22 protein-coding genes, 1 tRNA gene and 1 pseudogene are annotated in these 21,260 nt (G+C 67.0%); 17 read left to right on the forward strand and 7 right to left on the reverse strand.

Annotated elements, in window-relative coordinates; translation table 11 throughout:
- Positions 1-15 precede the first annotated feature (15 nt).
- Positions 16-1,989, reverse strand: coding sequence for a DNA helicase RecQ (gene recQ / locus GR130_RS03110; RefSeq protein ID WP_159509705.1), 1,974 nt, complete (start codon positions 1,987-1,989; stop codon positions 16-18).
- A 280-nt stretch (positions 1,990-2,269) separates the two neighbouring features.
- The gene (locus tag GR130_RS39640; protein WP_201304782.1) at positions 2,270-2,428 is read right to left on the reverse strand and encodes a hypothetical protein; all 159 of its coding nucleotides are present in this window, start codon (positions 2,426-2,428) and stop codon (positions 2,270-2,272) included.
- A 568-nt stretch (positions 2,429-2,996) separates the two neighbouring features.
- Between GR130_RS39640 and GR130_RS03115 the strand changes: the two genes are divergently transcribed.
- The 3 genes from GR130_RS03115 to GR130_RS03125 all read left to right on the forward strand — a co-directional run bounded on the left by GR130_RS03115 (position 2,997) and on the right by GR130_RS03125 (position 6,877).
- The gene (locus GR130_RS03115; RefSeq protein ID WP_236572753.1) at positions 2,997-4,241 is read left to right on the forward strand and encodes a serine hydrolase domain-containing protein; all 1,245 of its coding nucleotides are present in this window, start codon (positions 2,997-2,999) and stop codon (positions 4,239-4,241) included.
- Between the two features lie 898 nt (positions 4,242-5,139).
- Positions 5,140-5,469, forward strand: coding sequence for a hypothetical protein (locus GR130_RS03120; RefSeq protein WP_159503278.1), 330 nt, complete (start codon positions 5,140-5,142; stop codon positions 5,467-5,469).
- A 328-nt stretch (positions 5,470-5,797) separates the two neighbouring features.
- Positions 5,798-6,877, forward strand: coding sequence for a GmrSD restriction endonuclease domain-containing protein (locus GR130_RS03125; protein ID WP_201304783.1), 1,080 nt, complete (start codon positions 5,798-5,800; stop codon positions 6,875-6,877).
- A 1,112-nt stretch (positions 6,878-7,989) separates the two neighbouring features.
- On the opposite strand, the gene GR130_RS03130 is transcribed toward GR130_RS03125, so the two are convergent.
- Genes GR130_RS03130 through GR130_RS03140 form a run of 3 tightly spaced genes read right to left on the reverse strand, consistent with a single transcriptional unit; the run spans position 7,990 to position 9,275 of the window.
- Positions 7,990-8,346, reverse strand: a complete 357-nt coding sequence (locus GR130_RS03130) for a hypothetical protein (protein WP_328707541.1) — start codon at positions 8,344-8,346, stop codon at positions 7,990-7,992.
- Positions 8,347-8,389: 43 nt separating this feature from the next.
- The gene (locus tag GR130_RS03135; protein ID WP_236572755.1) at positions 8,390-8,821 is read right to left on the reverse strand and encodes a hypothetical protein; all 432 of its coding nucleotides are present in this window, start codon (positions 8,819-8,821) and stop codon (positions 8,390-8,392) included.
- A 46-nt stretch (positions 8,822-8,867) separates the two neighbouring features.
- Complete coding sequence (locus GR130_RS03140; RefSeq protein ID WP_159509709.1) at positions 8,868-9,275, reverse strand: NUDIX hydrolase; 408 nt, start codon at positions 9,273-9,275, stop codon at positions 8,868-8,870.
- Between the two features lie 109 nt (positions 9,276-9,384).
- Between GR130_RS03140 and GR130_RS03145 the strand changes: the two genes are divergently transcribed.
- The 11 genes and pseudogenes from GR130_RS03145 (at position 9,385) to GR130_RS03195 (ending at position 16,549) form a co-directional block, all read left to right on the forward strand.
- Positions 9,385-10,173, forward strand: a complete 789-nt coding sequence (locus GR130_RS03145) for a GntR family transcriptional regulator (RefSeq protein WP_159503279.1) — start codon at positions 9,385-9,387, stop codon at positions 10,171-10,173.
- Positions 10,174-10,363: 190 nt separating this feature from the next.
- Complete coding sequence (locus tag GR130_RS03150) at positions 10,364-10,720, forward strand: SCO3933 family regulatory protein (protein WP_159503280.1); 357 nt, start codon at positions 10,364-10,366, stop codon at positions 10,718-10,720.
- Positions 10,721-10,725: 5 nt separating this feature from the next.
- Positions 10,726-12,102: an FtsK/SpoIIIE domain-containing protein gene (locus GR130_RS03155; protein WP_159503281.1), complete on the forward strand. Its 1,377-nt coding sequence runs from the start codon at positions 10,726-10,728 to the stop codon at positions 12,100-12,102.
- A gap of 81 nt (positions 12,103-12,183) precedes the next feature.
- Complete coding sequence (locus GR130_RS03160; RefSeq protein WP_159503282.1) at positions 12,184-12,876, forward strand: DUF2637 domain-containing protein; 693 nt, start codon at positions 12,184-12,186, stop codon at positions 12,874-12,876.
- A gap of 14 nt (positions 12,877-12,890) precedes the next feature.
- Positions 12,891-13,076: a hypothetical protein gene (locus GR130_RS03165; protein WP_159503283.1), complete on the forward strand. Its 186-nt coding sequence runs from the start codon at positions 12,891-12,893 to the stop codon at positions 13,074-13,076.
- A complete protein-coding gene (locus GR130_RS03170) occupies positions 13,076-13,267 on the forward strand; it encodes a mobile element transfer protein (RefSeq protein ID WP_159503284.1) in 192 nt (63 codons plus the stop codon). The genes GR130_RS03165 and GR130_RS03170 overlap by 1 nt, the downstream gene beginning before the upstream one ends.
- A 13-nt stretch (positions 13,268-13,280) precedes the next feature.
- A complete protein-coding gene (locus GR130_RS03175) occupies positions 13,281-13,481 on the forward strand; it encodes a hypothetical protein (RefSeq protein ID WP_159503285.1) in 201 nt (66 codons plus the stop codon).
- 25 nt (positions 13,482-13,506) lie between these two features.
- On the forward strand, positions 13,507-13,833 hold the full coding sequence (locus GR130_RS03180; protein ID WP_236572757.1) for a hypothetical protein: 327 nt from the start codon (positions 13,507-13,509) through the stop codon (positions 13,831-13,833).
- Positions 13,834-13,850: 17 nt separating this feature from the next.
- Positions 13,851-15,233 carry a replication initiator gene (locus GR130_RS03185; RefSeq protein WP_236572759.1) on the forward strand — a complete coding sequence of 461 codons (1,383 nt, stop codon included), beginning with the start codon at positions 13,851-13,853 and terminating at the stop codon, positions 15,231-15,233.
- On the forward strand, positions 15,230-15,418 hold the full coding sequence (locus GR130_RS03190) for a helix-turn-helix domain-containing protein (RefSeq protein WP_159503286.1): 189 nt from the start codon (positions 15,230-15,232) through the stop codon (positions 15,416-15,418). The genes GR130_RS03185 and GR130_RS03190 overlap by 4 nt, the downstream gene beginning before the upstream one ends.
- Positions 15,418-16,549: pseudogene (locus GR130_RS03195) on the forward strand (tyrosine-type recombinase/integrase). Before GR130_RS03190 ends, GR130_RS03195 begins: the two are co-directional and overlap by 1 nt.
- 68 nt (positions 16,550-16,617) lie before the next feature.
- On the opposite strand, the gene GR130_RS03200 reads toward GR130_RS03195, so the two are convergent.
- Positions 16,618-16,709 (reverse strand) — tRNA-Arg (locus GR130_RS03200).
- Between the two features lie 239 nt (positions 16,710-16,948).
- Between GR130_RS03200 and GR130_RS03205 the strand changes: the two genes are divergently transcribed.
- Together GR130_RS03205 and GR130_RS03210 are read left to right on the forward strand one after the other, a co-directional pair.
- Positions 16,949-17,482 (forward strand): hypothetical protein, encoded by a 534-nt coding sequence (locus tag GR130_RS03205; RefSeq protein ID WP_159503287.1) that lies wholly within the window; start codon positions 16,949-16,951, stop codon positions 17,480-17,482.
- Positions 17,483-19,374: 1,892 nt separating this feature from the next.
- Positions 19,375-19,992, forward strand: coding sequence for a nuclease-related domain-containing protein (locus tag GR130_RS03210; protein WP_236572761.1), 618 nt, complete (start codon positions 19,375-19,377; stop codon positions 19,990-19,992).
- Positions 19,993-19,998: 6 nt separating this feature from the next.
- Here the strand turns inward: GR130_RS03210 and GR130_RS03215 are convergent, their stop codons facing one another.
- A complete protein-coding gene (locus tag GR130_RS03215) occupies positions 19,999-20,757 on the reverse strand; it encodes a GntR family transcriptional regulator (protein ID WP_159503288.1) in 759 nt (252 codons plus the stop codon).
- A gap of 171 nt (positions 20,758-20,928) precedes the next feature.
- On the opposite strand from GR130_RS03215, the gene GR130_RS03220 reads away from it, so the two are divergent.
- Positions 20,929-21,258: an SCO3933 family regulatory protein gene (locus tag GR130_RS03220; RefSeq protein ID WP_159503289.1), complete on the forward strand. Its 330-nt coding sequence runs from the start codon at positions 20,929-20,931 to the stop codon at positions 21,256-21,258.
- Positions 21,259-21,260: the final 2 nt, after the last annotated feature.

The raw sequence follows: 21,260 nt of genomic DNA on the forward strand, positions 1-21,260 counted from the left end.
CCCCCCTGCCCTTCCTCACCAGTCGATGTCGTCCGGCGGCTCGGGCACCACGTCCTCGTCCGCGGCCGGCGGCGCCGCCGGCGCCCCCGCGGGGACTTCCTCGGCGGCTGCCTCTCCCGCGTCCCGCCCCGCCAGCACGTCCAGGATCTGCTGCCCGTACTTCGCGAGCTTGCTCTCGCCGACGCCGCTCACCGTGCCCAGCTCGGCCGTCGTGGCCGGCTGCACCGTCGCGATCTCCCGCAGCGTGGCGTCATGGAAGATCACATACGCCGGTACGCCCTGCTCCTTGGCCGTACGGCCCCGCCAGCCGCGCAGCGCCTCGAAGACCGGCAGCGCCGCCTCCGGCAGATCCACCGGCGCCCGCTTGGCCTTGGCCTTCGCCGTCCGCGCAGCCTTTCCCGGCTTCTCCGGCTCCCGCCGCATCGGGACCTCGCGCTGCCCGCGCAGCACCTCGCCGCTCGCCTCGGTGAGCACCAGCGTGCCGTAGTCCCCCTCGACCGCCAGCAGGCCCTGCGCCAGCAACTGCCGCACCACGCCCCGCCATTCGGCCTCCCGCAGATCCTCGCCGATCCCGAAGACGCTCAGCCCGTCATGGTCGAACTGGATCACCTTGGCGGTCTTGCGCCCCATCAGGATGTCGATGATCTGCCCCGCGCCGAACTTCTGCCCCCGCTCGCGCTGCAACCGCACCACCGTCGACAGCAGCTTCTGCGCCGGCACCGTCCCGTCCCAGGTCTGCGGCGGAGCCAGGCAGGTGTCGCAGTTGCCGCACGGGCCGCTCTCCTGGCCGAAATACGCCAGCAGCCGCACCCGCCGGCACGCCACCGTCTCGCACATCGCCAGCATCGCGTCCAGATGGGCGGACAGCCGGCGCCGGTGCGCGTCGTCCCCCTCCGATCCGTCGATCATCTTCCGCTGCTGGACCACGTCCTGGAGCCCGTACGCCAGCCAGGCCGTCGACGGCTGACCGTCCCGCCCCGCGCGCCCGGTCTCCTGGTAGTACCCCTCCACCGACTTCGGCAGGTCCAGATGCGCCACGAACCGCACATCGGGCTTGTCGATCCCCATGCCGAACGCGATGGTGGCGACCACGACCAGCCCGTCCTCCCGCAGGAACCGTGCCTGGTTCTCCGCACGCGTACGGGCGTCGAGCCCGGCGTGATACGGCACCGCGGCGACCCCGTTGTCCACCAGGAACTGCGCGGTCTTCTCCACCGAGGCCCGCGAGAGGCAGTAGACGATGCCGGCGTCCCCGGGGTGCTCCCCGCGCACCAGCTCCAGCAGCTGCTTCTTCGGCTCGCTCTTGGCCGCGATCCGGTACTGGATGTTCGGCCGGTCGAAGCTGGCCACGAAGTGCCGCGCATCCGCCATCCGCAGCCGCGAGGTGATCTCGCCGTGGGTGGCCTCGGTCGCCGTCGCGGTCAGCGCGATCCGCGGCACGTCCGGCCAGCGGTCGTGCAGCATCGACAGCGCCAGATAGTCCGGCCGGAAGTCATGGCCCCACTGCGCGACGCAGTGCGCCTCGTCGATCGCGAAGAGCGAGATCTTCCCGCGGTCCAGCAGCTGCACCGTCTGCTCGACCCGCAGCCGCTCCGGCGCCAGATACAGCAGATCCAGCTCACCGGCCAGGAACTCGGCCTCCACCAGCCGCCGCTCCTCCAGATCCTGCGTCGAGTTGAGGAACCCGGCCCGCACCCCGAGCGCCCGCAGCGCATCGACCTGGTCCTGCATCAACGCGATCAATGGCGAGATCACGACCCCGACGCCCGGCCGCACCAGCGACGGGATCTGGTAGCACAGCGACTTCCCGCCTCCGGTGGGCATCAGCACCACCGCGTCGCCGCCCCCTACGACGTGCTCGATGATCTCCTGCTGACTCCCGCGGAAGGCGTCGTACCCGAACACCCGGCGCAGTACCTGCACCGCCTCGCCCGCCGCCCCGCCCGTCCCCGGGGCACCGTCCACATCCACGTCCACGCTCACGACCACTCCCGCATCCGCCGAACCCACCCCGAAAGCCTACGAGCCCCGCCGCCCCCGCCGCCCACCCTGTGGATAACTCCACCCCGTCCCGCCGGACCGACCGGCGGCCACCCGCACACCACCAGGCATCACCGGTCGGCAGCAGGCAACAACAGACAACAACAGGCAACGGCAGACGACACCAGGCAACAGCAGACAACGGCAGACAGCAGGGGCCGCCCGGGATCACTCCCGGGCGGCCCTGACGGTGGCGCGCCTCCCGCGTCTCGCGCCGCGTCTCACGGGGTCACGCCGATGCCGACCGCGTGTGCACGGCTTCCGCCCACGCGGCCAGCAGCTGCTCGTACTCGGCCTGCTCCTCGGGCGACAGCGCGCCGCCGGGGCGGGCGGCCATGAATGCGCGTATCCGCTCGTTCGCCTCGTCGGGAGCGATAGAGGGGTTCATGGGGTGAATGGTATAGATCGCCTCGCGCGGGTGTGGCCGGATTTCGCCAGTTGGGTCATCTGCCGTGTGCCGCCCGCCCGGCCACACCGCTCCGACCGGCCGTCCCGCGGTACGGACCCGCCCGCCGCTGTCCGCGGCCCGGCCCGGCTCCCCGCCCGGGGCCCGACCTCACCCGGCGACGAGACGACCGGCCCGCCAGGGCAGTCCGCCGTCCGCGGCTCCGTACGCCCGCGGCATCCCGGACGACACCGTGGTCGACGCCGTCGACCCGCCCCTGCGCTTCCCGGACCGCGCTCGCCCCGCATCCGCCCCAAGAGCCCCCGGACGTGCCGCCCTCGTTCTCCCAGCCGTCCGCTCGCCCGCCGGGTGTGCCACATCCGCAGCGACTGTGCGGCGGCTGTGCGGCGTCCGCGGAGCCTCGGCGTTCCGCCTCGGATTCGGCCATAGGGGTTCGCTCAGGGTTTCCTCAGGGACGTTCCCTGATGGGCCGGGCCGCCGGCGCGGAAGAGACTCGTGCTCGGGCCGGTCGATCACCGGTCCCGTCGCCACCACCATGGAGAGCCCTATCGTGAACAGCCCTGCCCACCGCGTCCGTTGGACCACCCTGGCCGCCTCCGGCACCCTGCTGACGGCCCTGGTCACGGGTACGGCCGCGCCCGCCCTCGCCGCCGGCCCGCGCCCGGCGCCCGCCGCCACCGCAACGCTGCCCAAGCTGGACCCGGCCGCGCTGAAGGCGGCCATCGGCGGCCTGCCGAACGCGGACGTCACCGGCGCGCTGGTACGCATCACCGGTAGCGCGGGCCACTGGTCGGGCACCTCGGGCGTGGGCGACCTGGAGACCGGTCAGGGCGTCCCGGCCCAGGCGCACATCCGGATCGGCAGCATCTCCAAGGTCTTCACCGCCACCATCGTCCTCCAACTCGCCGCCGAGCACCGGATAAAGCTGGACGAGCCCGTCCAGCACTACCTCCCGGGCGTCCTGCCCGCGAGCCTCCCGCCCGTCACGGTCGGCCAGTTGCTCAACCACACCAGCGGCCTGCCGCGCGGCGCCGCCGGCCCGGAATTCGGCGACGGCAGCCCGGAGTGGTTCGCCGCCAACCGCCTGAAGAGCTTCACCCCGCAGCAGGTGATCGATCTGATGGCAGGTCAGCCGATGGAGTTCGCGCCGGGCACCGCGCAGCAGTACAACGGCATGAACTACTACGTCGCCGGCGTGCTGATCGAGAAGATCACCGGCCACACCTTCGCCCATGAGGTGCGGTCCCGGATCACCGGGCCCCTCGGCCTGCACGACACCTATGTTCCCGACGCCGACGACCCGCGCCTGCCGGGCCCGCACGCGCACGGCTACCTGACGGTCAAGTCCGCCGACGGCACCACGCACCCGGTGGACGTCACCGAGCAGAGCCCCTGGCCCTGGGCCGAGGGCGGCATGATCTCCACCCCCGCCGACCTGGACCGCTTCCTGACCGCCCTCCTCCGCGGCCGATTCCTCACGCGGGCCCAGCAGGCCGAGCTGTTCGCGGTCCCCGACGTCCCCAGCTTCCACAGCAGCCAGTGCCGCACCGAGGCGGACGCCGGCCGGGCCTGCATGACCATGGGCCTGATGCGGGTCAAGGCGACCAACGGCGTCGTGGTCTGGGGCAAGACCGGCTCCCGCCCGGGCTACACCAGCGGTGTGTTCGCCACCCGCGACCTCTCCCGCAAGATCGTCTACTCGGTCAACCCCACCAACCTCAACGGCGGCGAGGCGCGCTTCATCCAGCGGATAGCCGCCGCCTCCTTCGGCGCCATCGTCCCGACCAAGAACTGACCCCCGAAGAGCCGGCCCGACACGAAGCGGCCTTACCGGTACCGCTACAGGTAAGGCCGGTTGCCGGCCGCCTGCTCTTGTCCGCGAACGCCGCGCGCCGGGGTCAGCCGACCGCCCGCACCGCGTTACGGGGCGAGCAGCAGGGTGTCGGCGCGTTCCTTGGTGGCCGCACCCGTCGATGTCGGAAGTGGACGTCAAAGGCCACCTAGGAACGTTCCTAGGTGGCCTCTTTGCTGGTGCCCCCGGGCAGATTCGAACTGCCGACACCCGCTTTAGGAGTTCGATCTGACCGCCTGTCCACCGTGCTGCGCGGGGCGGCCGTGGCCGTGTCAGACCGCACCGTGCCGCCAATGTCCGCTGTCGTTGATGTCAGCCATGGATGTCACCTCACACCGGCTGGGGTCACTTGCGACGCTTGCGTGTCTTCGCCTTGCGTTCGGCTTCCTTGCGCTTCTCGATGGTGTACGACGACCACTCGCCACGGTGCAGGTTGCATCGCGACGCACCGACCATCGCCAGCCGCCGGCACCGAGTGCCCTTCTCCGTGAGCGCTCCACACCTGGACTGCGTACGAGCCACGTCTCCCACCCCCGGTCTCGACCCTCGTGCGGACCAGTGCAGGATTGCCGGGTACATGTCCTCTGCGGAAGGCGGACTGCTTCGCGCAGTGGTGCACGGCGGCCCAAGGAGGTTGCTCGGGGGCGCACGCTTTCCAACTGTGGTGGTCCGGGGGGCCTCGGGCGGGGCCGTTCAGCTGCGTTCATGGGCGGCCGGTCGCCTGAGCGGCTACCGCCTCCGGTCCCGTCTGAACGATCGTTAACGGCGCTGAATGAGACGGAAACTGAGACGGACGGCGGGGCCCGGGCTCGCTAACATCTTCGCTGCTGAAGGGGGAGTCATGGCACTGGTCCGCAAGGGATCACGACGGATCGTTGTCGACGGCACGGCCTACCGCTGGCGGCTGCGAGGCAGGCCGACGTACCTCCAGGGCCTGGCCTGGTCACCGTGCACGTTCGCGGTCGAGCATGCAGACACGCCGGGCATGACGCTCGTGGTCACCACCGACCGGCCGCATTCGAGCAACTGGTTCGGTCGTGAGGCTGAGCCTGTACTGCCGTCCGATGTTGCCGCGGCTGTTCGGCTTGCCCTGCGTAAGGGTTGGACTCCGACGGCTCCAGGCTCCGCGTTCCACCTCGATGAGTCCGCCGGCTTCACGCCTTCCAACTAACCGGCTGGGGAGAATCGTTGGTGCTGGTACCTCAGCCGACGACAGTCAGCCACGATGGCGGGTGCGTCAACGGATCAGGCGCGCGTGTGCCTCGCTGCACCCCTACGAGCCTTAGCCACGCTGTCCGGTGACGCCCGCCAGAGCACGGGCGCCGCCTTGGGCTCGTGTGGCTCACACCTGCGCTGATGGTTCGCCGACGTTCGCGCTCGTCCGCCGTTGTTCGTCGGCGTTGTCAGGCAGTTACTAACCTCAAGGTTGGCAGTAAGGGCAGCGAGTCGTACCGCAGTTGAGGCAGGATTGGCTGACTGCACAAGCAGCGTGACTGACCATGGAGACCACAGTGGCGAGCGAAGCGGAAATTGTTGAAAAGTTCAAGGTCGCCCAGAATGCTCTCGTAATTCAGGCGTCCGATCTGTCACTGGAGACGGTTTCTCAGATGGCTCAGACCGGAGCTATCGATGTATCTCCTCAATTTCAAAGGCGTGAGCGTTGGGATGTTCGTCGTCAATCTGCGCTTATCGAATCCTTTTTGCTCAATGTGCCAGTTCCTCCCGTCTACCTATCGGAGGACGATTATGGAAGCTACTCGGTGATCGACGGCAAGCAGCGCATCACCGCCATCCGTGATTTCATGACGGACGGGTTCCCTCTGAGTCCTCTTGATAGGTTCCATGAAATTAGTGGGTTGAGGTTCTCGGAGCTTCCCAGTCAGCTTCAGAACTCCCTCACCGTTCGCCCATATATTCGCGCCATTACGATCCTTAGGCAATCCGACCGGTCGACTAAATACGAGGTATTCCATCGCCTTAACTCGGGTGGCGAGCCGCTCAACGCTCAAGAGATTAGGAACGTCATCTACCGGGGCGCGTTGAATGATCTCATTATGGAGCTGTCGGAAGCTTCCTTCCTTCGAAGGCAGCTTAAGATCCGGGACAATAAGTCGTCGGCCTATAATCTGATGGCGGATGCCGAGTTTGTTCTTCGGTACTTTGTTCTTGCCGAGGAGTGGCAGAGCTTCTCTGGTGACTATCGACATTCCATGGACGCCTTCATGGAGCGCAATGCTGGGATCAAGAAGAGTCAGATCAGCGCTTTGAGGGCCCAGTTCAATAGGGCTCTCGAGTCATGTGAGGCGGTCTGGGGAGAGTACGCTTTCAAGCGGCCGGACGGTCAGGGTTGGCGTGACCAGGTGCTGGCAGGCATGTTTGACGCACAAATGGTTGCTGTGACGCTGGCCGACGACCAGCGCATTACCTCGATGATTTCAAGAAAGGATGAGGTTCTGCAGGGTACGCGTGATCTGTTTACGGACCCGCAGTTCGACAACTCTGTCAGGGTGTCTACTAACACCGCTTCGCGTGTGCATTATAGGATCGACAAGGTCTGGGACCTGGTCTCGTCTTTCTAGGGAGAGGTCGGGGCTCCAGCAATGTTTTGCCATGATGCTTTGCTTCGCAGGATTGAGACAATTCAGAAGGCGGCCAGTGATCCAATCTTGATCGACCGTTTACTGACGGATGCTGAGCACAACGACCGGGCCAAGCTGTTGAGGAACGGTTTGATGGTTGTTGCGTTCACGTCTTTGGAGGACTTCATTCGCGCCCGAACCGGCGAACTCCTCGATCTTGTCAGCAGAACAGTGGTCCCCTTCTCTGAACTTCCTGCACTTCTGCGGGATGCCGCCACAATGGGTGCAATGAAAGCTGCTCGGGCCCGAGCAGAGATGGCTAAAAACTCTGGCGAAGACGCCCTGGCTTTGCTGCAGACTGCTGCTAGCCATGTGGCTAGTACTGCCGGAGGTTCACTGCAGCTGAGCCGCTACAGCCTAGGATACCTAGGGTCGAATGTGGGCAGTTCCGAGATCGCGAGTATCCTTACTGCGTTTAACGCTCAGGATGCATGGAATGAAATATCACGCGTAGCAAGCCGCTGCGGCGCGGGTAGCCTGCCATTGAAGTCGGCATATGATCAAGCTATGCGTCTTCGTCACTCGGCTGCGCATAACCCAGAAGCTAACGTGCAGCCGCAGAATTTGCTGGACTTCTGCACTCAAGCGGTCTCTATCGCTCTTGGGTTCGATGTTATTGCGAGTAGAGCCGCGAGGATGCTTCGAGACGGAGATTCCGAACTCTTGGCTGGCAAGGTGAAGATTTCGGACGCTATAGAAATTAGATTTCTCGACGACGAGTCGAGAGGGCATGTTGAGCGGCGAGAGACAGTACAGCGAGCGCTTAGCGTGACAAAGGACCCGCAGGCGGCCTTGCAAAAGACTGTCCAGGGGGCTGGTAGGTTGCGCTCCCCAGTGGTATTGCGCGACAGGAGTGGCTTGCCTCGGAACTGGGTTATCACTGACTCCTGAGCTTGTGAGAGATCGTGAAGCGAGCCACGTTGAGTAATTCGCTGATGCCGCGCGGGTCGGGCGGCCGGCGGGACGGAGGCAGGAGCGCAGGCCCGGCGGACGGCCGGGCCGCGCGCGGTGAGCGGAGCGAGCCGCCTTGAACCAGTAGAGAAAGTTGTTACTCAGTGAGGCGTGGCAGCTTTCGGTCGTGGTGTGAACTTATCGGCGCAGGCAGGGAGTTCGGCTGCCTCTCGGTGGGCCAGGCCGAGGAAGAGTACGGGGCGGGCGGTCCACTCGATGCGGGTGTCGCGATGGCTGACGGTGATCTCGTAGGGCGTGGTGTACGCGAGGGTCTCGATGGCGGCCACGTACCCGCCGGACAGCCAACTCCGGGCGCATGCGGCCGCCTTGGGTTCGAGGGCTGAGGTGATCGTGCGGAGTGCGATGCGAATCCATCGGACGGCTTGGGCGGCGTTGTCGGCCTCGAAGGAGGCGAGTAGGACGGGGCCTCGGCGGTTGCTGGGCTCTGGGTCCAGCATTCGCACCAGTAGCCGGGGCGAAGCGCGGGCATGGTTGCGGGGGTCATTTCGTGTTCCATGCGGGGCTCACTGACAGCGTGTAGCGGGTGGCTTCGTCGTAGATCGTGAAGAGGTAGGAGTCGCCTCGGGCGAGGGTGAGCAGTGCGTACTCGTGGGCGGCGTGATCGCTGAGCCAGTGGCGGACCGGTCGGGCCGCCGGGGCGTCGAGTTGGTCGGTGATGTCGGCGGCTCGACTGCGGAGCCAACGCAGTGCCAGGCGTGGAGTAGCCGTGGTGCGTAAGGCGAGGGGAGTGGAACGGCCCTCGTGGAGGGTGTGGGCGACGGCTTCGCACCGGTAGCCGACGCCGGCAGCAGCGCCAACAGCTGCTCGATCGCGGCCGATGCCGCACGGTGCTTGTCCGCCGCGGGCAACTTCCTCCGACGAACTTAGGCATTCGCCTGCACCAGCTAGGCGACTGCCCATATACTCGTGCATACAAGTTCCTTTCTGCTGGTAGGCCGCTATGGGTAGTGGGTTCGAGCTAGACGAGTTTCACGCCGTCGTGCGCTCGCACGGCGGGTGGCGAAGTCGCGTCAGGGGCGTCCAGGACGCGGATCGCGTACGCCTCGTCGGCGAATTCGGTGACTTCCTCGCGGGTGGCCCAGCGCAGGGCGCGGGTTTCCTCGCCGGTCGTGAGGGTGCCGTCGGTCGCTTCGCAGCGGAAGACCATCGAGACGATCAAGCCGGTCATGTTCTTGTAGATGCCGGTCAGGGCAGCCGGGAGGGCGATCTTGATGCCGGTCTCTTCGAGCACCTCGCGCTGGAGCGCTTCGGGGATGGTCTCGCCTGGTTCGAGTACGCCGCCAGGCGGTTCCCACTGGCCGTTGTCGCGGCGCTGGATGAGCAGAGCTCGGCCCCGGTCGTCAACGATGACTCCGGCGACGCTCACGGAGTGCGGACGCTCGGCGCTCACGGAACTTCCATCCCCTTTGGCTGGCTAGGCTTCCCACCGTAGCAATTAGTGTCAGCCGCTCGTCTAGATACCTAAAGGAGTCAAAATGCCCGCTCAGGGAACTGCCCTGCTCGGCGCGCTGGACCCCACCAGTGACCGCGCGGTGTTCCGGCAGATCGCCGACCAGCTCCGCGAGGCGATCGACAAGGGCCGGTTCACGGAGGGCGACAAGCTCCCGTCCGAGACTGAGCTGGTGGAGCACTACGGCGTATCGCGGATGACCGTCCGCAACGCCCTGTCCGTCCTCCAGGGTGAGGGGCTGGTGGTCTCCGAGCACGGCAAGGGTGTCTTCGTTCGGCCGCGTCCGCCGGTGCGGCGGCTGGCCTCGGACCGGTTTGCCCGGCGGCACCGGGAACAGGGCAAGTCTGTGTTCACCGTGGAGGCGGAAGCCGCGGGGAGCCGGCCGGAGGTGGATGGCCTGGAGGTGAAGGAGGAACGCCCCTCCCAGGACATCGCCACGCGTCTGGGCGGGCCGCGCCGCGTGCTGGCTCGTCGTCGTCGTTACCTGCTCGACGGCCGGCCGGTCGAGTTCGCTACGTCGTACATCCCGCTGGACCTGGCGACCGGCACGCCGATCGCCGAGCCGAACCCCGGCCCCGGCGGCATCTACGCCAGGCTGGAAGAGCTGGGGCACCGCCTCGACCACTTCGACGAGGAGATCCGCGCCCGGATGCCCTCGCCCCAGGAGATCAAGACGCTCCGGCTGGCTTCCGGCGTCCCGGTGATTCACCTGATCCGCACCGCGTACGACAGCGAAGGGCGTGCGGTCGAGGTTTGCGACACGGTGATGGCTGCCGATGCGTATGTCCTGAACTACCAGCTCCCGGCTACCTGACGGCTAGGCGGATGGAACGCCGACGCGCTTCCACCTCCCTTCTCTGACGACTCGTACACACGAGACAGGGAACTCATATAGACGAGTAGCCGTCTCCATGTCATAGTGGTCGTCAGATTCCCGGGCCACCGGGAACGCAAGGCGGAGCTTGTCTAGATGACTAGCTGTCGGCGGAGAGAAGGAGAAGACGTTGCGTTCCATCCGCGTGGAGACCTCGGCGGCCACGATCCTGCTGACTGAGGCTCCGGAGAAGAAGCTGAAGGACCGGCGGACCGGCGAGGTCGCCACCGACGCCAACACCGGCGACGTGCTGTGGACGGTCGGGGTCGTCTACATCGAGGGCGGCGAGTCGTCGCTGGTCAAGGTGACCGTGCCGGAGACGGGGCTGACCGAAGGGCTGGCGGTCGGGGCGCCGGTCTCGCTGGCGGGGCTCGTGGCTCGGCCGTGGGAGTCCACGTTCAACGGGCAGGCGCGGCACGGCATCGCCTTCCGGGCCACGGCCGTGATGCCCGCCGAGTTCCCTGTCCCGGCTGCGGCGGCGGCCTGATCACTATGTCCGATCTGCTGACGTTGATGGAGGTGGGTGCTCCGGTCGCCGCACTCGGTGGCGGGGGCGTCTACCTCCGGGCGAAGCATCCGGCCGCCTACTGGTGCACGGCCGGCCTGCCGATCTCCGCGGCCCGGTTACTCGGTACGTACGGCTCGACCATGGAGTCCTGCGGCCTGACCGTCCAGCCGTCCCGGCTCCGCGCTCTGCTCGTCCAGGCGACGACTCGGCGCGAGGTGTGGCCGGTTCCGCCTCGCCGGGGTCTGATCCGGCCGACCTCGACCGGCATGCGGGTCCGGCTACGGCTGGCTCCGGGCCAGGAACCGGCGGACGTGGCGGCTTCGGCGGAACGGTTGCGGCATGCCTGGGGCGTTCACGCCGTGTACGTTTCCGAAGTCAAGCCGGGCGTGGTCGAGCTGCGGCTCGTCGGGTTCGACGTGCTTCGGCAGGTCCGGATGCCGCGCAAGGTCGAGGGCGGGTTGCTGAAGGTCCCGGTGGCGTTGCGGGAGGACGCGACCGCGTACGTCCGCGACTACCGCACGGTCCCGCATCAACTCTCCTTGGGCGCCACGCTTTCGGGGAAGTCGATGTTCCTGCGCCATCTGGTTGCCGGGCTCGCTCCGCAGCCCGTTGCCCTGGTCGGGATCGACTGTAAGCGGGGTGTGGAGCTGGCGCCGTTCGCCCCGCGCCTGTCGGCGCTGGCCACCGATCCGGGGCAGGCGGCTGAACTGCTGCCGGTACTGGTGCAGTTGATGGGAGACCGGTACGACCTGATCAAGGCCCGGCAAGGTATCGCCCCGGAGACTCCGGACGAGGAGATCACCTCCGACATCTGGGGCCTGCCGGAGTCCGAACGGCCGGTGCCGGTGGTGGTGTTCGTGGACGAGGTGGCCGAGCTGTTCATGGTCGCCACGCGCAAGGACGAGGACCGTCGGGACGAGATGGTCACCCAGCTCATCCGCCTCGCCCAACTCGGCCGTGCCGCCGGTATCTACTTGGAGGTGTGCGGCCAACGGTTCGGCGCCGAGCTGGGGAAGGGCGCCACCATGCTCCGGGCCCAACTCACCGGACGGGTCTGCCATCGAGTCAACGATGAAGCCTCGGCCAAGATGGCTCTTGGCGACATCGCTCCCGAGGCCGTTGGTGCCGCGTGTGCCATCGCGCCCGAACGGCCCGGTCTGGCCGTCGCCGGGGACACCTCCGGCGGCTGGTCCCGCATTCGCACCCCGTACCTGTCGCTCGCCGATGCTGCCGCTACGTGCGCTGCCTCGGCCCACCTGGTGCCTGATGTCCCGGCGCTCGATCGCTTCCGGCCCGTCGTACCGGTTGGGCCCGCTAACCCGCCGGTTTCGCTGGTCAAGCCGCGTCCGGTGACCGGCTAACCCACCCCTCCCCAACGGTCGGCGCGACCGCTTCGCGCCAAGTCCCTACCCGATCCATGCCTGAAACCGAAAGGAGGTCCTGTGCGCGCGTACCTGGCCCGTGTAGACGCGGTACTCGTCCAAGCCGTCATCGCCGCCGCCCTGTCCTTCGTCCACCTGCACGACATCGCCGCAGCGGCCGGACAGGACGGTTGGAAAGGCTGGGCCTATCCGGTCTCGGTGGACCTGTTGCTTGTGGCGGCTTGGCGGCGGCTTCGATCAGGGTCGTCCAAGCGGGCTGGGTGGCGCTGGTTCGTCATCGCGTTGACCGCCTCACTCGGCGCCAACGTGGCCACCGCCGGCCTGCTCGACGTACACGCCATCCCGGCATGGCTCCGCATCCTCGTCGCCGGATGGCCGGCGGTCGCCTTCCTCGGCGGAACCTTGCTCGCACACTCCAGCCCCGGCCCGGTTGAGGCCGAGACGACACCCGAGCCTGAACCGGACCGCGACAACGCTCCGGCGCCCGGCCCGATGCCCGTCGAGCCCGAACCCGTGTCCAAACCAGGTGAGTTCGAACCCAGCGAGGAGGTGCCAGAGATCGAACCCGCCCCGGCTGCGCCGGCCGGCACCACGCCCTCGGCCCCTTCCGTCCCGGCCGCCCTGGTCGACCTCGCCCGAAAAGTCGCCGCCGACCACCGCACCCGTACCGGCACCCCCATCGACACCACGACCCTGCGCGCCCGCCTCGGCGTCCCCGCACAGCTCGCCGAAGCCCTCGCCGCCCAACTCTGAAAGGAGACCACCCCATGCGTCCGTCCGCCCCCCGCGCCTTACAGCGCGCGGCCGAACTCACCCGCAACAACCGCTTCGTTGAGGCCATGGCCGTCGCCGAGCCCGTCATTCTCGCCGCCGATCCGGACGAGAGCCAAGAGATCGCGCAGTGGCTCACCGAGCACGCCGACGACTTCGTACGCGAACCGGAGGCACGCTGATGTCTGCCAACCGCCGCTTCCGCAACATCGTCCGCATCGGCCCCGTCCAGGTCGCCACCGCCTACGACGCCAGGGGCCGGGAGAAGCACACCGCCGCCTGTACGGCCCCGCGTTGCGGTTTCTCCGCCGACTACGACAGCCGCGCCGCCGCCGAGCTGGCCGCCCGCACCCACCGTTGCCCCGTCCGCTGAAAGGTCTCCGGCCGTGACTGTCACCCTGCCCCTGGTCCTGGTCCTGGTCCTCGGCGTCATCGCCTGGGCCGCGATCAAGTTCCTCGGTATCCGCATGTGGGCCGCCATCGTGATCGCCCTCTTCGGCTTCTGGCTCGCCCACACCTTCCTCGCCCCCGCCGTGGAGTCCGGCACCCGCACCGGGGTCCACATCGTCAACGGCAAACACATCTAGACGACTAGCCAACAGGAGATTCGTCGTGTTCCTGAACCCGAAGCCCCCGGAAGCTCCGCCCGTCCCGACCGCCGCCGTGGTGCTCCCGTCTCAACCCGCCCAACCGGTCACCCAGGCCCCGTGCGCATGCCACCACGCGGCCACCCCGGCACCGGCCGTGGCCCAGCCCCCGGCGCCCCGCCAGCCGATCGCCCCCTTCCTCGCCACCGGCGCCGGAGCCGTCCTCGCCGTCGTCGCAGTGGGCGTCGTGCTCACCGCGCTCGTGACCGCCGTCGCAGTCGGGGCGGTCTCCGTCGCCGTCTGCGCCGTCGTCCTCCGCTCCCTGCTCACCAACGCCAACCACCGCCGCTGAACGGAGAGATACACCCGATGCCCGCCCGCACCACACCGCCGATCAAGCACCTGGTTGGTCTGGCCTCGCTGGGCACCATGCCCGCCCCGCTCCGGCAACTCCGGGGCCTGGGCGGGTGCGGCCAGCCCATCCGCCTCGACGGCCACCGCGCCGAGATCCACCCCACCACCGGCCAGATCCTCTCCGAACTGCACGCCACCGACCTCCCCGCCGGGCACCTCTTGGTCCGCTGCAACAACCGCCGCACCACCCGCTGCCCGGCCTGCGCCGAGACCTACCGCCGCGACACCTTCCAACTGATCACCGCCGGACTCCGCGGCGGCAAGGGCACCCCCGAGCAAGTGGCCACCCATCCGCGCGTGTTCGCCACTTTCACCGCCCCCTCCTTCGGCCCCGTCCACAACCGCCCCACGGGGCCGGGCAGAACGGCCCGCCCCTGCCGCTGCGGCACCCTCCACCCCGACGACGCCCCCGAGCTGGGTACCCCGCTCGATCCGGACTCGTACGACTACGAGGCGGCGGTGCTGTGGAACGCCCACGCCTGTGCCCTGTGGCGGCGCTTCTCGATCTACCTGCGCCGGGAGATCGCCAAGCGCACGGGACTGACGCAACGGGCCTTCCGGCACCACGCCCGCCTGTCCTTCGCCAAGGTGGCCGAGTACCAAAAGCGTGGCGCAGTCCACTTCCATGCCGTGATCCGCCTCGACGGCCCGGCCGGCAGCAACACCCCGCCCCCGGCCTGGGCCACCGCGGAACTTCTGGCTGACGCCATCCAGGCCGCCACCGCCAAGGCCACCGTGCCCGGCCCAACCGTCGACGGCAGGCCCCACACCTTCGCCTTCGGCAAGCAACTCGACATCCGCCCGATCCGCTCCGCGGACTTCGACGGTGGCACAGAACTGACCGAACGCGCGGTAGCCGCGTACATCGCCAAGTACGCCACCAAGGGCGCCGAAACAGCCACCGGCACCCTCGACCGCCCCCTCAAGTTCCTCGCCGAACTCGCCCAACTCGACGTCACCGACCACGCACGCCGCATGATCCGCACTGCCTGGACCCTCGGCGGCCGCCGCGACCTCGAAGACCTCCGGCTACGCGCCTGGGCCCACATGCTCGGCTTCCGCGGCCACTTCTCCACCAAGACCCGCCACTACTCCACCACCCTCGGCGCCCTCCGCACCGCCCGCGCCGAATGGCAACGCCTCCAAGCCCAACCGAACACCCCGGAGCCGACCCCCACCAACACCGCCGAAACCACCCTCGTCCTCTCCCACTGGACCTTCGCCGGAACCGGCCTCACCCCCGGCGAGCCCTGGCTCGCCACGACCATCCACCGCGACCGCGAACCCGCTCGCGAAACCCATGAGGAATTCAACTGCAAAGGAGACAACCGCACATGACCACCGCCACCGGGCAACTGCTCACCGTGCCGGAGGTCATGGCGCGGCTGAAGTACGGACGCTCCAAGGTCTACGACCTCATCCGCTCCAAGCGCCTCGCCTCGATCACCGAAGGCCGCTGCCGCCGCATCCCGGAGAACGCCTTGCAGGACTACATCCGCGACCGGATCGAGGAGGCCGCCTGATGCCCCCACAGCGCAAGCGGAACCCCAACGGGGCCGGCACCATCACCCAGCGCAAGGACGGCCGCTACCAGGCCGCCGTGTACGTCCTTCAACCCGACGGCACCCGCGCCCGCAAGTACGCCTACGGAAAGTCCTGGACCGAATGCGACGCCAAGCGCCGCGAACTCCTCGACAAGGTGGACCAGGGCGTGCCCGTGCCCACCAGGTCGGCCAAGCTCGCTGAATGGCTGCCGTACTGGCTCGACAACGTGATCAAACCTCGGCGGAAGCTCAGCACGTACGACAAGTACGAGGCGCATGCCCGGCTCTACCTTGTGCCCATGCTCGGCGCGAAGCGGCTCGAATCCCTCGGCGTCGCGGATGTCCGCCGTTTCCTCGTCCGCCTGGAGAAGCAGACCACGGCGGCAACAGCCAAGGAATCGCATCGGGTTCTGCGCTCGGCGCTGTCTTCGGCCTGCCGTGAGGAGCTGATCACGCGCAACGTCGCGAAGCTGGTCGAGCCGCCCCGCACCGACTCACGGGAGCTGACGCCCTGGACGCTGGACGAGACGCTGGACTTCCTTGCCGCGGCCCGGACTGACCCGCTCTACGCGGCCTTCGTGCTGGCCATCGCTATGGGCCTTCGCCGGGGAGAGATCGTCGGTCTCCGCTGGGTGGACATCGATCTCGACAACCGCGTTCTCTACGTCCGTCAGCAGACGCAGCGCCGTCGTGGTGTCTTGTACGACGACGATCCGAAGAGCCGTCGCCGTCGCGCCGTTCCGCTGCCCGCGCTGTGCATCACGCTGCTTCGCTGGCACCGGATGCGGCAGGCCGATGTACGAGCCAAGGCGGGGGAGAGGTGGCAGGAGGCCGGCTACGTCTTCACGACTCGCACAGGTCGCCCCGTCGAGCCGCGGAACGTCTACCGTTCCTTCACCCGTGTCGCCGCTTCCGCTGGCCTCCGCGTGGTCCGGCTGCACGACGCTCGGCACGGCACGGCCACGCTCCTCACGGCGGCCGGAGTTGCGCCCCGCGTGGTGATGGAGATCCTGGGGCACTCGCAGATCAGCATCACTGGTGCAGGACACCCAACGCGAGGCCATGAGCCACATGGACCGGCTGTTGAGGAGGCGTCCCGGTCGTCAGTGACCGCACCCGTTGATGTCAGGTGTGGATGTCAAAGGCCACCTAGGAACGTTCCTAGGTGGCCTCTTTGCTGGTGCCCCCGGGCAGATTCGAACTGCCGACACCCGCTTTAGGAGAGCGGTGGGGCGAGTGCAGCTCTGACCTGCGAACTGTCCACCTAGGCAGACCGACGGTCGGTCACGCGCCGGCCGCCGTCGTTCCCCGTGGCTCTCCGCTAGATCTGGCACGGGTGTGGCACGGGGAACTTCTGATCCGTAGCTCCAACAAGGTCGTCGATGGCGGTCGTACCAGGCGCCCAGTAGTCCCTGAAGGGTGTCCTTGGGCGGGAGCAGTTGCTGTAGTTGCTGCACTTCGTTGCTGTACGGCAGGGGCGTAGCTGTCTCACAGTGGTGGACTCTAGGCATGAATCAGACCGTAGTCGTCGCGATCATCACTGCCATAGCAGCGCTGAGTGGATCGGGGCTGACCGCTTTCCTCAACTTACGGAGCACTCGGCTGCAAAATGGGCAACAACTGGCTCTCGCCCGAGAGGAGCGTACCGAGCGTAGGGTTGAAGCGCTTCGCCAATCTCGCCGGAACTCCTATGTGGAGTTCCTGAACAACGCAACCAGTGTCGTGGGGGCGATTGATAAGACCAGGCAACGGGACCTCAGTGATGAGGACTTCAGTCGCCTATTCAGCGCAGCCTGGGATGAGGCCAACAGCCTCGTCCCACTGATCAACGTGGTATCGGTCGAAGGCCCGATCGAGGTTTTAGGGTCGGCACGCAAGCTGCGCACTGCACTCTACGACGAGTTGAAGGTCATTCGTGCGGTACGCCGTGGAGAGGAACCGGATATTTCGAAGGCCGAGTCAGTTGATCAGCGGAAGCGCGCTGTCGCAGCAATGACGAATGCAGCACGCGATGCCCTGGGTGGCAACATCAGTACAGGGTGAGGAAACGTCGTGGCGGCAACGCCACCGTGGGGTCAAATCCCACGGCCTCCGCACGTTGAGCAGTGAGAACGGCCCCTGACCAACATGTTCGGTCGGGGGCCGTTCTCGTACCTGTCGCTTGTCTGTGACCGCTGTACCCCTTGGTTCCTTGCCTCTTCGGGCACGCGACGGGCACGCCGATCCTCTCGATGCGAACTACCGGCGGGGCGGTTGGTGACGATCGATCCGCCCGCTGACAAGCCGCTGGAGCGCGCTTACGGTCAGCCGCGGCCTCCGGTTGCGGCACATCGCTGCTGTACCGCTGGCCGCTCCGATGAGGCCCACGACAGACACAGCACCTGCGTAGGCATTCACTACATCGGCAATCGGTTCGTAAGCGATCACGAGAATTACGATGACCGTGACAAGCCTTGACCGGAAATCGACATTTGACAAGCCGCCCACGACACAGGGCACACTCATACTTGAGTCTCCTTAGATTCATGCCCATCACTCAGCGGAAGCTCGCCGGCAGGAGCTGTGTGGTGGGCTTTTACGTGTTGCGGCAATGGTGCCCCACAGGTAAATGGTCTGGGGTCACATTGAGCTACGGCCGAGGTACACCGTTTCGTGTCGCGTCGCGACACCGGCTCGGCACTCACGCAAGGGAAGTCAGCCACATTGCGACGGCCGTGACCTGCAAGTTTCCCCCCTTTTCGATGGAGGTCGTACCTGACGCGACTTTCAACGCTCGCAGGAACGTGCAGGAACGAGCAGGAACACAAAGGAACATGGAGGAACAAGAAGGATTAGCATCTACCTACAATGCAAGATGGCTGAATATCGTCATCGCTGGTGGATGAGCAAGTGCAGCAACTCATCGCGCGAATTCCCGGTTCGGTGAACGGTGGGTCAGTGAGCGGAGCGCCCATGACGGGCTTAGCCACATCGCGGTAGCAGATAGCTCCCCCTCAGCCGCGGATCAGGGTCCGGTCCGCTTACGCGCCCGAACCGATGACGGTGTCGGTACGGCGTCCCGGCCATGCCGGCCTGCATGCCCGGAGCGCTCGGCCCTGCTACCCCCACTCCTCCCGTGGCCAGCTCTTGTCGACGGAACCAAGGCCTATGGCACGGTCGGCAGCGCGCCCGCCATGTAAACCACTCACCGCTTCCGCCCACCCTGATCACCCACCACTTCGCACTTCCTCGCCGCCCTCGGTGCTCCCCGCCTCAACTCGGCCCTGAGACATGGGCGCCTGCGCGGCTGCTCAGCTCGTTCTGATGGTGGGTGACTGACGCCGGGCTGATGGGTGGCATCGGCGGTGGTGTTGGCCGGCGGGATGTCTGCTCGGTCCGGCGCTGCATTTAGGCGGGACAAAGCGTCTAGCGGATCACCCCGCGGCAACTGTGGTGGCGCGGGGCCGGGGGCGGGGGCGGAGCGGGCCGAAGGCAGGAGCGTCGCCCCCAGTCCCCGAGCCCGCGCTGGCCCGCGTGGCGGGCCGGTGGGGTGTGATTCGTAGCGGTGGCTGGCAAAGCCGTTGGCCTGCGCGCCGGATGCCGAAGGCAAGAGCACCCACAAGGCCAGAGCCACAAGCCGCGGGCCTCCTGCGGGGCCGAGTTGCGAGACGCTGACCAACGAAGTTCACGGCGGCTGCTGACCTCGATCGGCACCCCACGGACTCAACGTGCTGATGCCGTGCGATCGGCCTGGGAGACCCGGCAAGGGAACGGCCTCCTCGGTGAGACCCCCCCCAGAGTGCCCTTCTTCCCTCACCTCCTGCCCCTCTTCCCCGGCCGAAGGGCGGGGCTTGATGAGGTAGAGAAACCTGTAACAGCCCATCCTCTTCGATACGTTGCACGACTTCGTGGGCATGCATCGCTGCACGTTTGTCGCCGGCGATGGAGGCCCTGTAGTGATCGAGGAATCCGCCGATCTTGCCCGGAACCGTCCTGGCGATGCTGTGCGGAAGAAGCTGGCCGAGCTGGAACCCAACCCGGTGAAGAGGCTCTTCGTGCGTTGGTCGCGCGATCCAGAGGTACGGAGTTGGGCAAGTGGGCTCGTCGGGGAGCGGTTCACTGGGCGACGACTGAACAGGTTAGGACGGCAGTGGAAGGTGTTACACGCCGTGCAGTGGGCCACCGGTTCTGACATTGATCATCTGGCGGTGGGCCCTGCTGGGGTTTTCGCCGTCAACTCCAAGCGCCACAAGGACAAGACGGTTTGGTACGGCGATCACGCGATCACGGTCAACCGGGCACCCACACGGCACATCGCGATCAGCCAGGATGAAGCACGACGCATAGCGCGAGTTCTGACCCGCCACTGTGGATTCCCTGTACCTGTGCGCCCCGTGATCGCTGTCGTCGACGCGGCAAAGCTGACCGTGAAGAACGCGGCACCGCCAGTCCTCGTCTTGGAGGCAGTAGAGCTGCCACGCCATCTTGCTGGCTTGTCGCCCGTGCTAACCGCCGACCAGGCGAAGCACATCTATGACGTCGCTCGGGATGCACGGACGTGGACGCAGGCGTAAGCGCTGTCACGCGTCGAAGGAGTACTCCAGCACGTACGAGGCGGAGTCGAGAGTCATCTCGTTCACCTCAACTGGATTACCGCCATCAGCGAAAGCCGTCCGGCACACCAGCATGACAGGTGTGCCCATCGCGAGCTGGAGACTGTCGGCTTCTTCCTGCGACGGCATACGCGAACGGACCTCTTCGCGGAAATGAACTGGCTTGTGTCCCAACTCTCCGAGCCGGGCATAGATGCCGCCCGGGCCGGTGTCCTTCTGGGTGATGGGTGAGCCGGCCACGAGCCCGGCCGGGAGGTAGCTGACGGCGAGCAGAACCGGCTTGCCGTCGAGGACGAAACGTCGACTCCGGACGCACACGGCATCGCCGGTCTGAAGCTCCAGAACATGAGCAATGCGTTCCGGTGCGGGCTCCTCAGTGACGGACACCTGATCCACTTCGAGTGTGCGGTCACCGATGTCGGCGGCCCAGATGGAGCGACCGTTCCCCCACTGCTGCTCGGACAGGCGCTTGATGCCCTGACGCCGCAGCGGCCGAAAGTCCCGGACAAAGACTCCGGCTCCCTTGCGCGCCTCGGCCAGTCCTTCGCTTTGAAGAACTCCAATGGCCTGCCGCGCCGTCATACGAGCCACTTCGTACGTGGCCATGAGGTCGTTCTCGCCCGGCAGTCGGTCACCTGGCCCGTACTCGCCCGCCTTGATCGCCTGTCGGAGCGCGTCGGCGATGCGCTGGTACTTCGGCTGACGGTCGCCGCCCGTGGTGGCCATACGCGAACTCTCCTCCTTCATCTCTAGACACCCTAAGGCACCCACACGTCAGTACGCCTTGGCAAGCCTCTCTAGAGAAGTCTCTTGACGTCTCTAGAGAACTGCGCTTCACTCGAAGATGTCTAGAGAGGTCGCCAGTAAGGGCGGCTTCAAGGAACAAGGGACACGCTCATGCCTTCGTTCAAGATCGACACTTCGACCGCTGTGGTGTTCGTCGCGACCGCGCCGGCGCCGAAGCTGGTGAACAAGCAGACGGGCGAGATCGCCACCGACCGTGAGACCGGAGCGCGGCTGATGACTCTGGGCCTGCTGATCTCCGATGAGGGGGAGGGCAACCTCTACCAGGTCACCGTCCCGGAGACCGGAATTCCTGAGGGGCTGACGCCGGGTACGCCGGTGACGGTCGTGGGACTCAAGGCTCGGGACTGGGAGAACGAGTTCAACGGTCAGAAGCGGCACGGCATTTCGTTCCGCGCCGCCTCTGTCGTGACGGCGGTCTGATC

The organism is Streptomyces sp. GS7 (assembly GCF_009834125.1).
GTDB lineage: Bacteria > Actinomycetota > Actinomycetes > Streptomycetales > Streptomycetaceae > Streptomyces.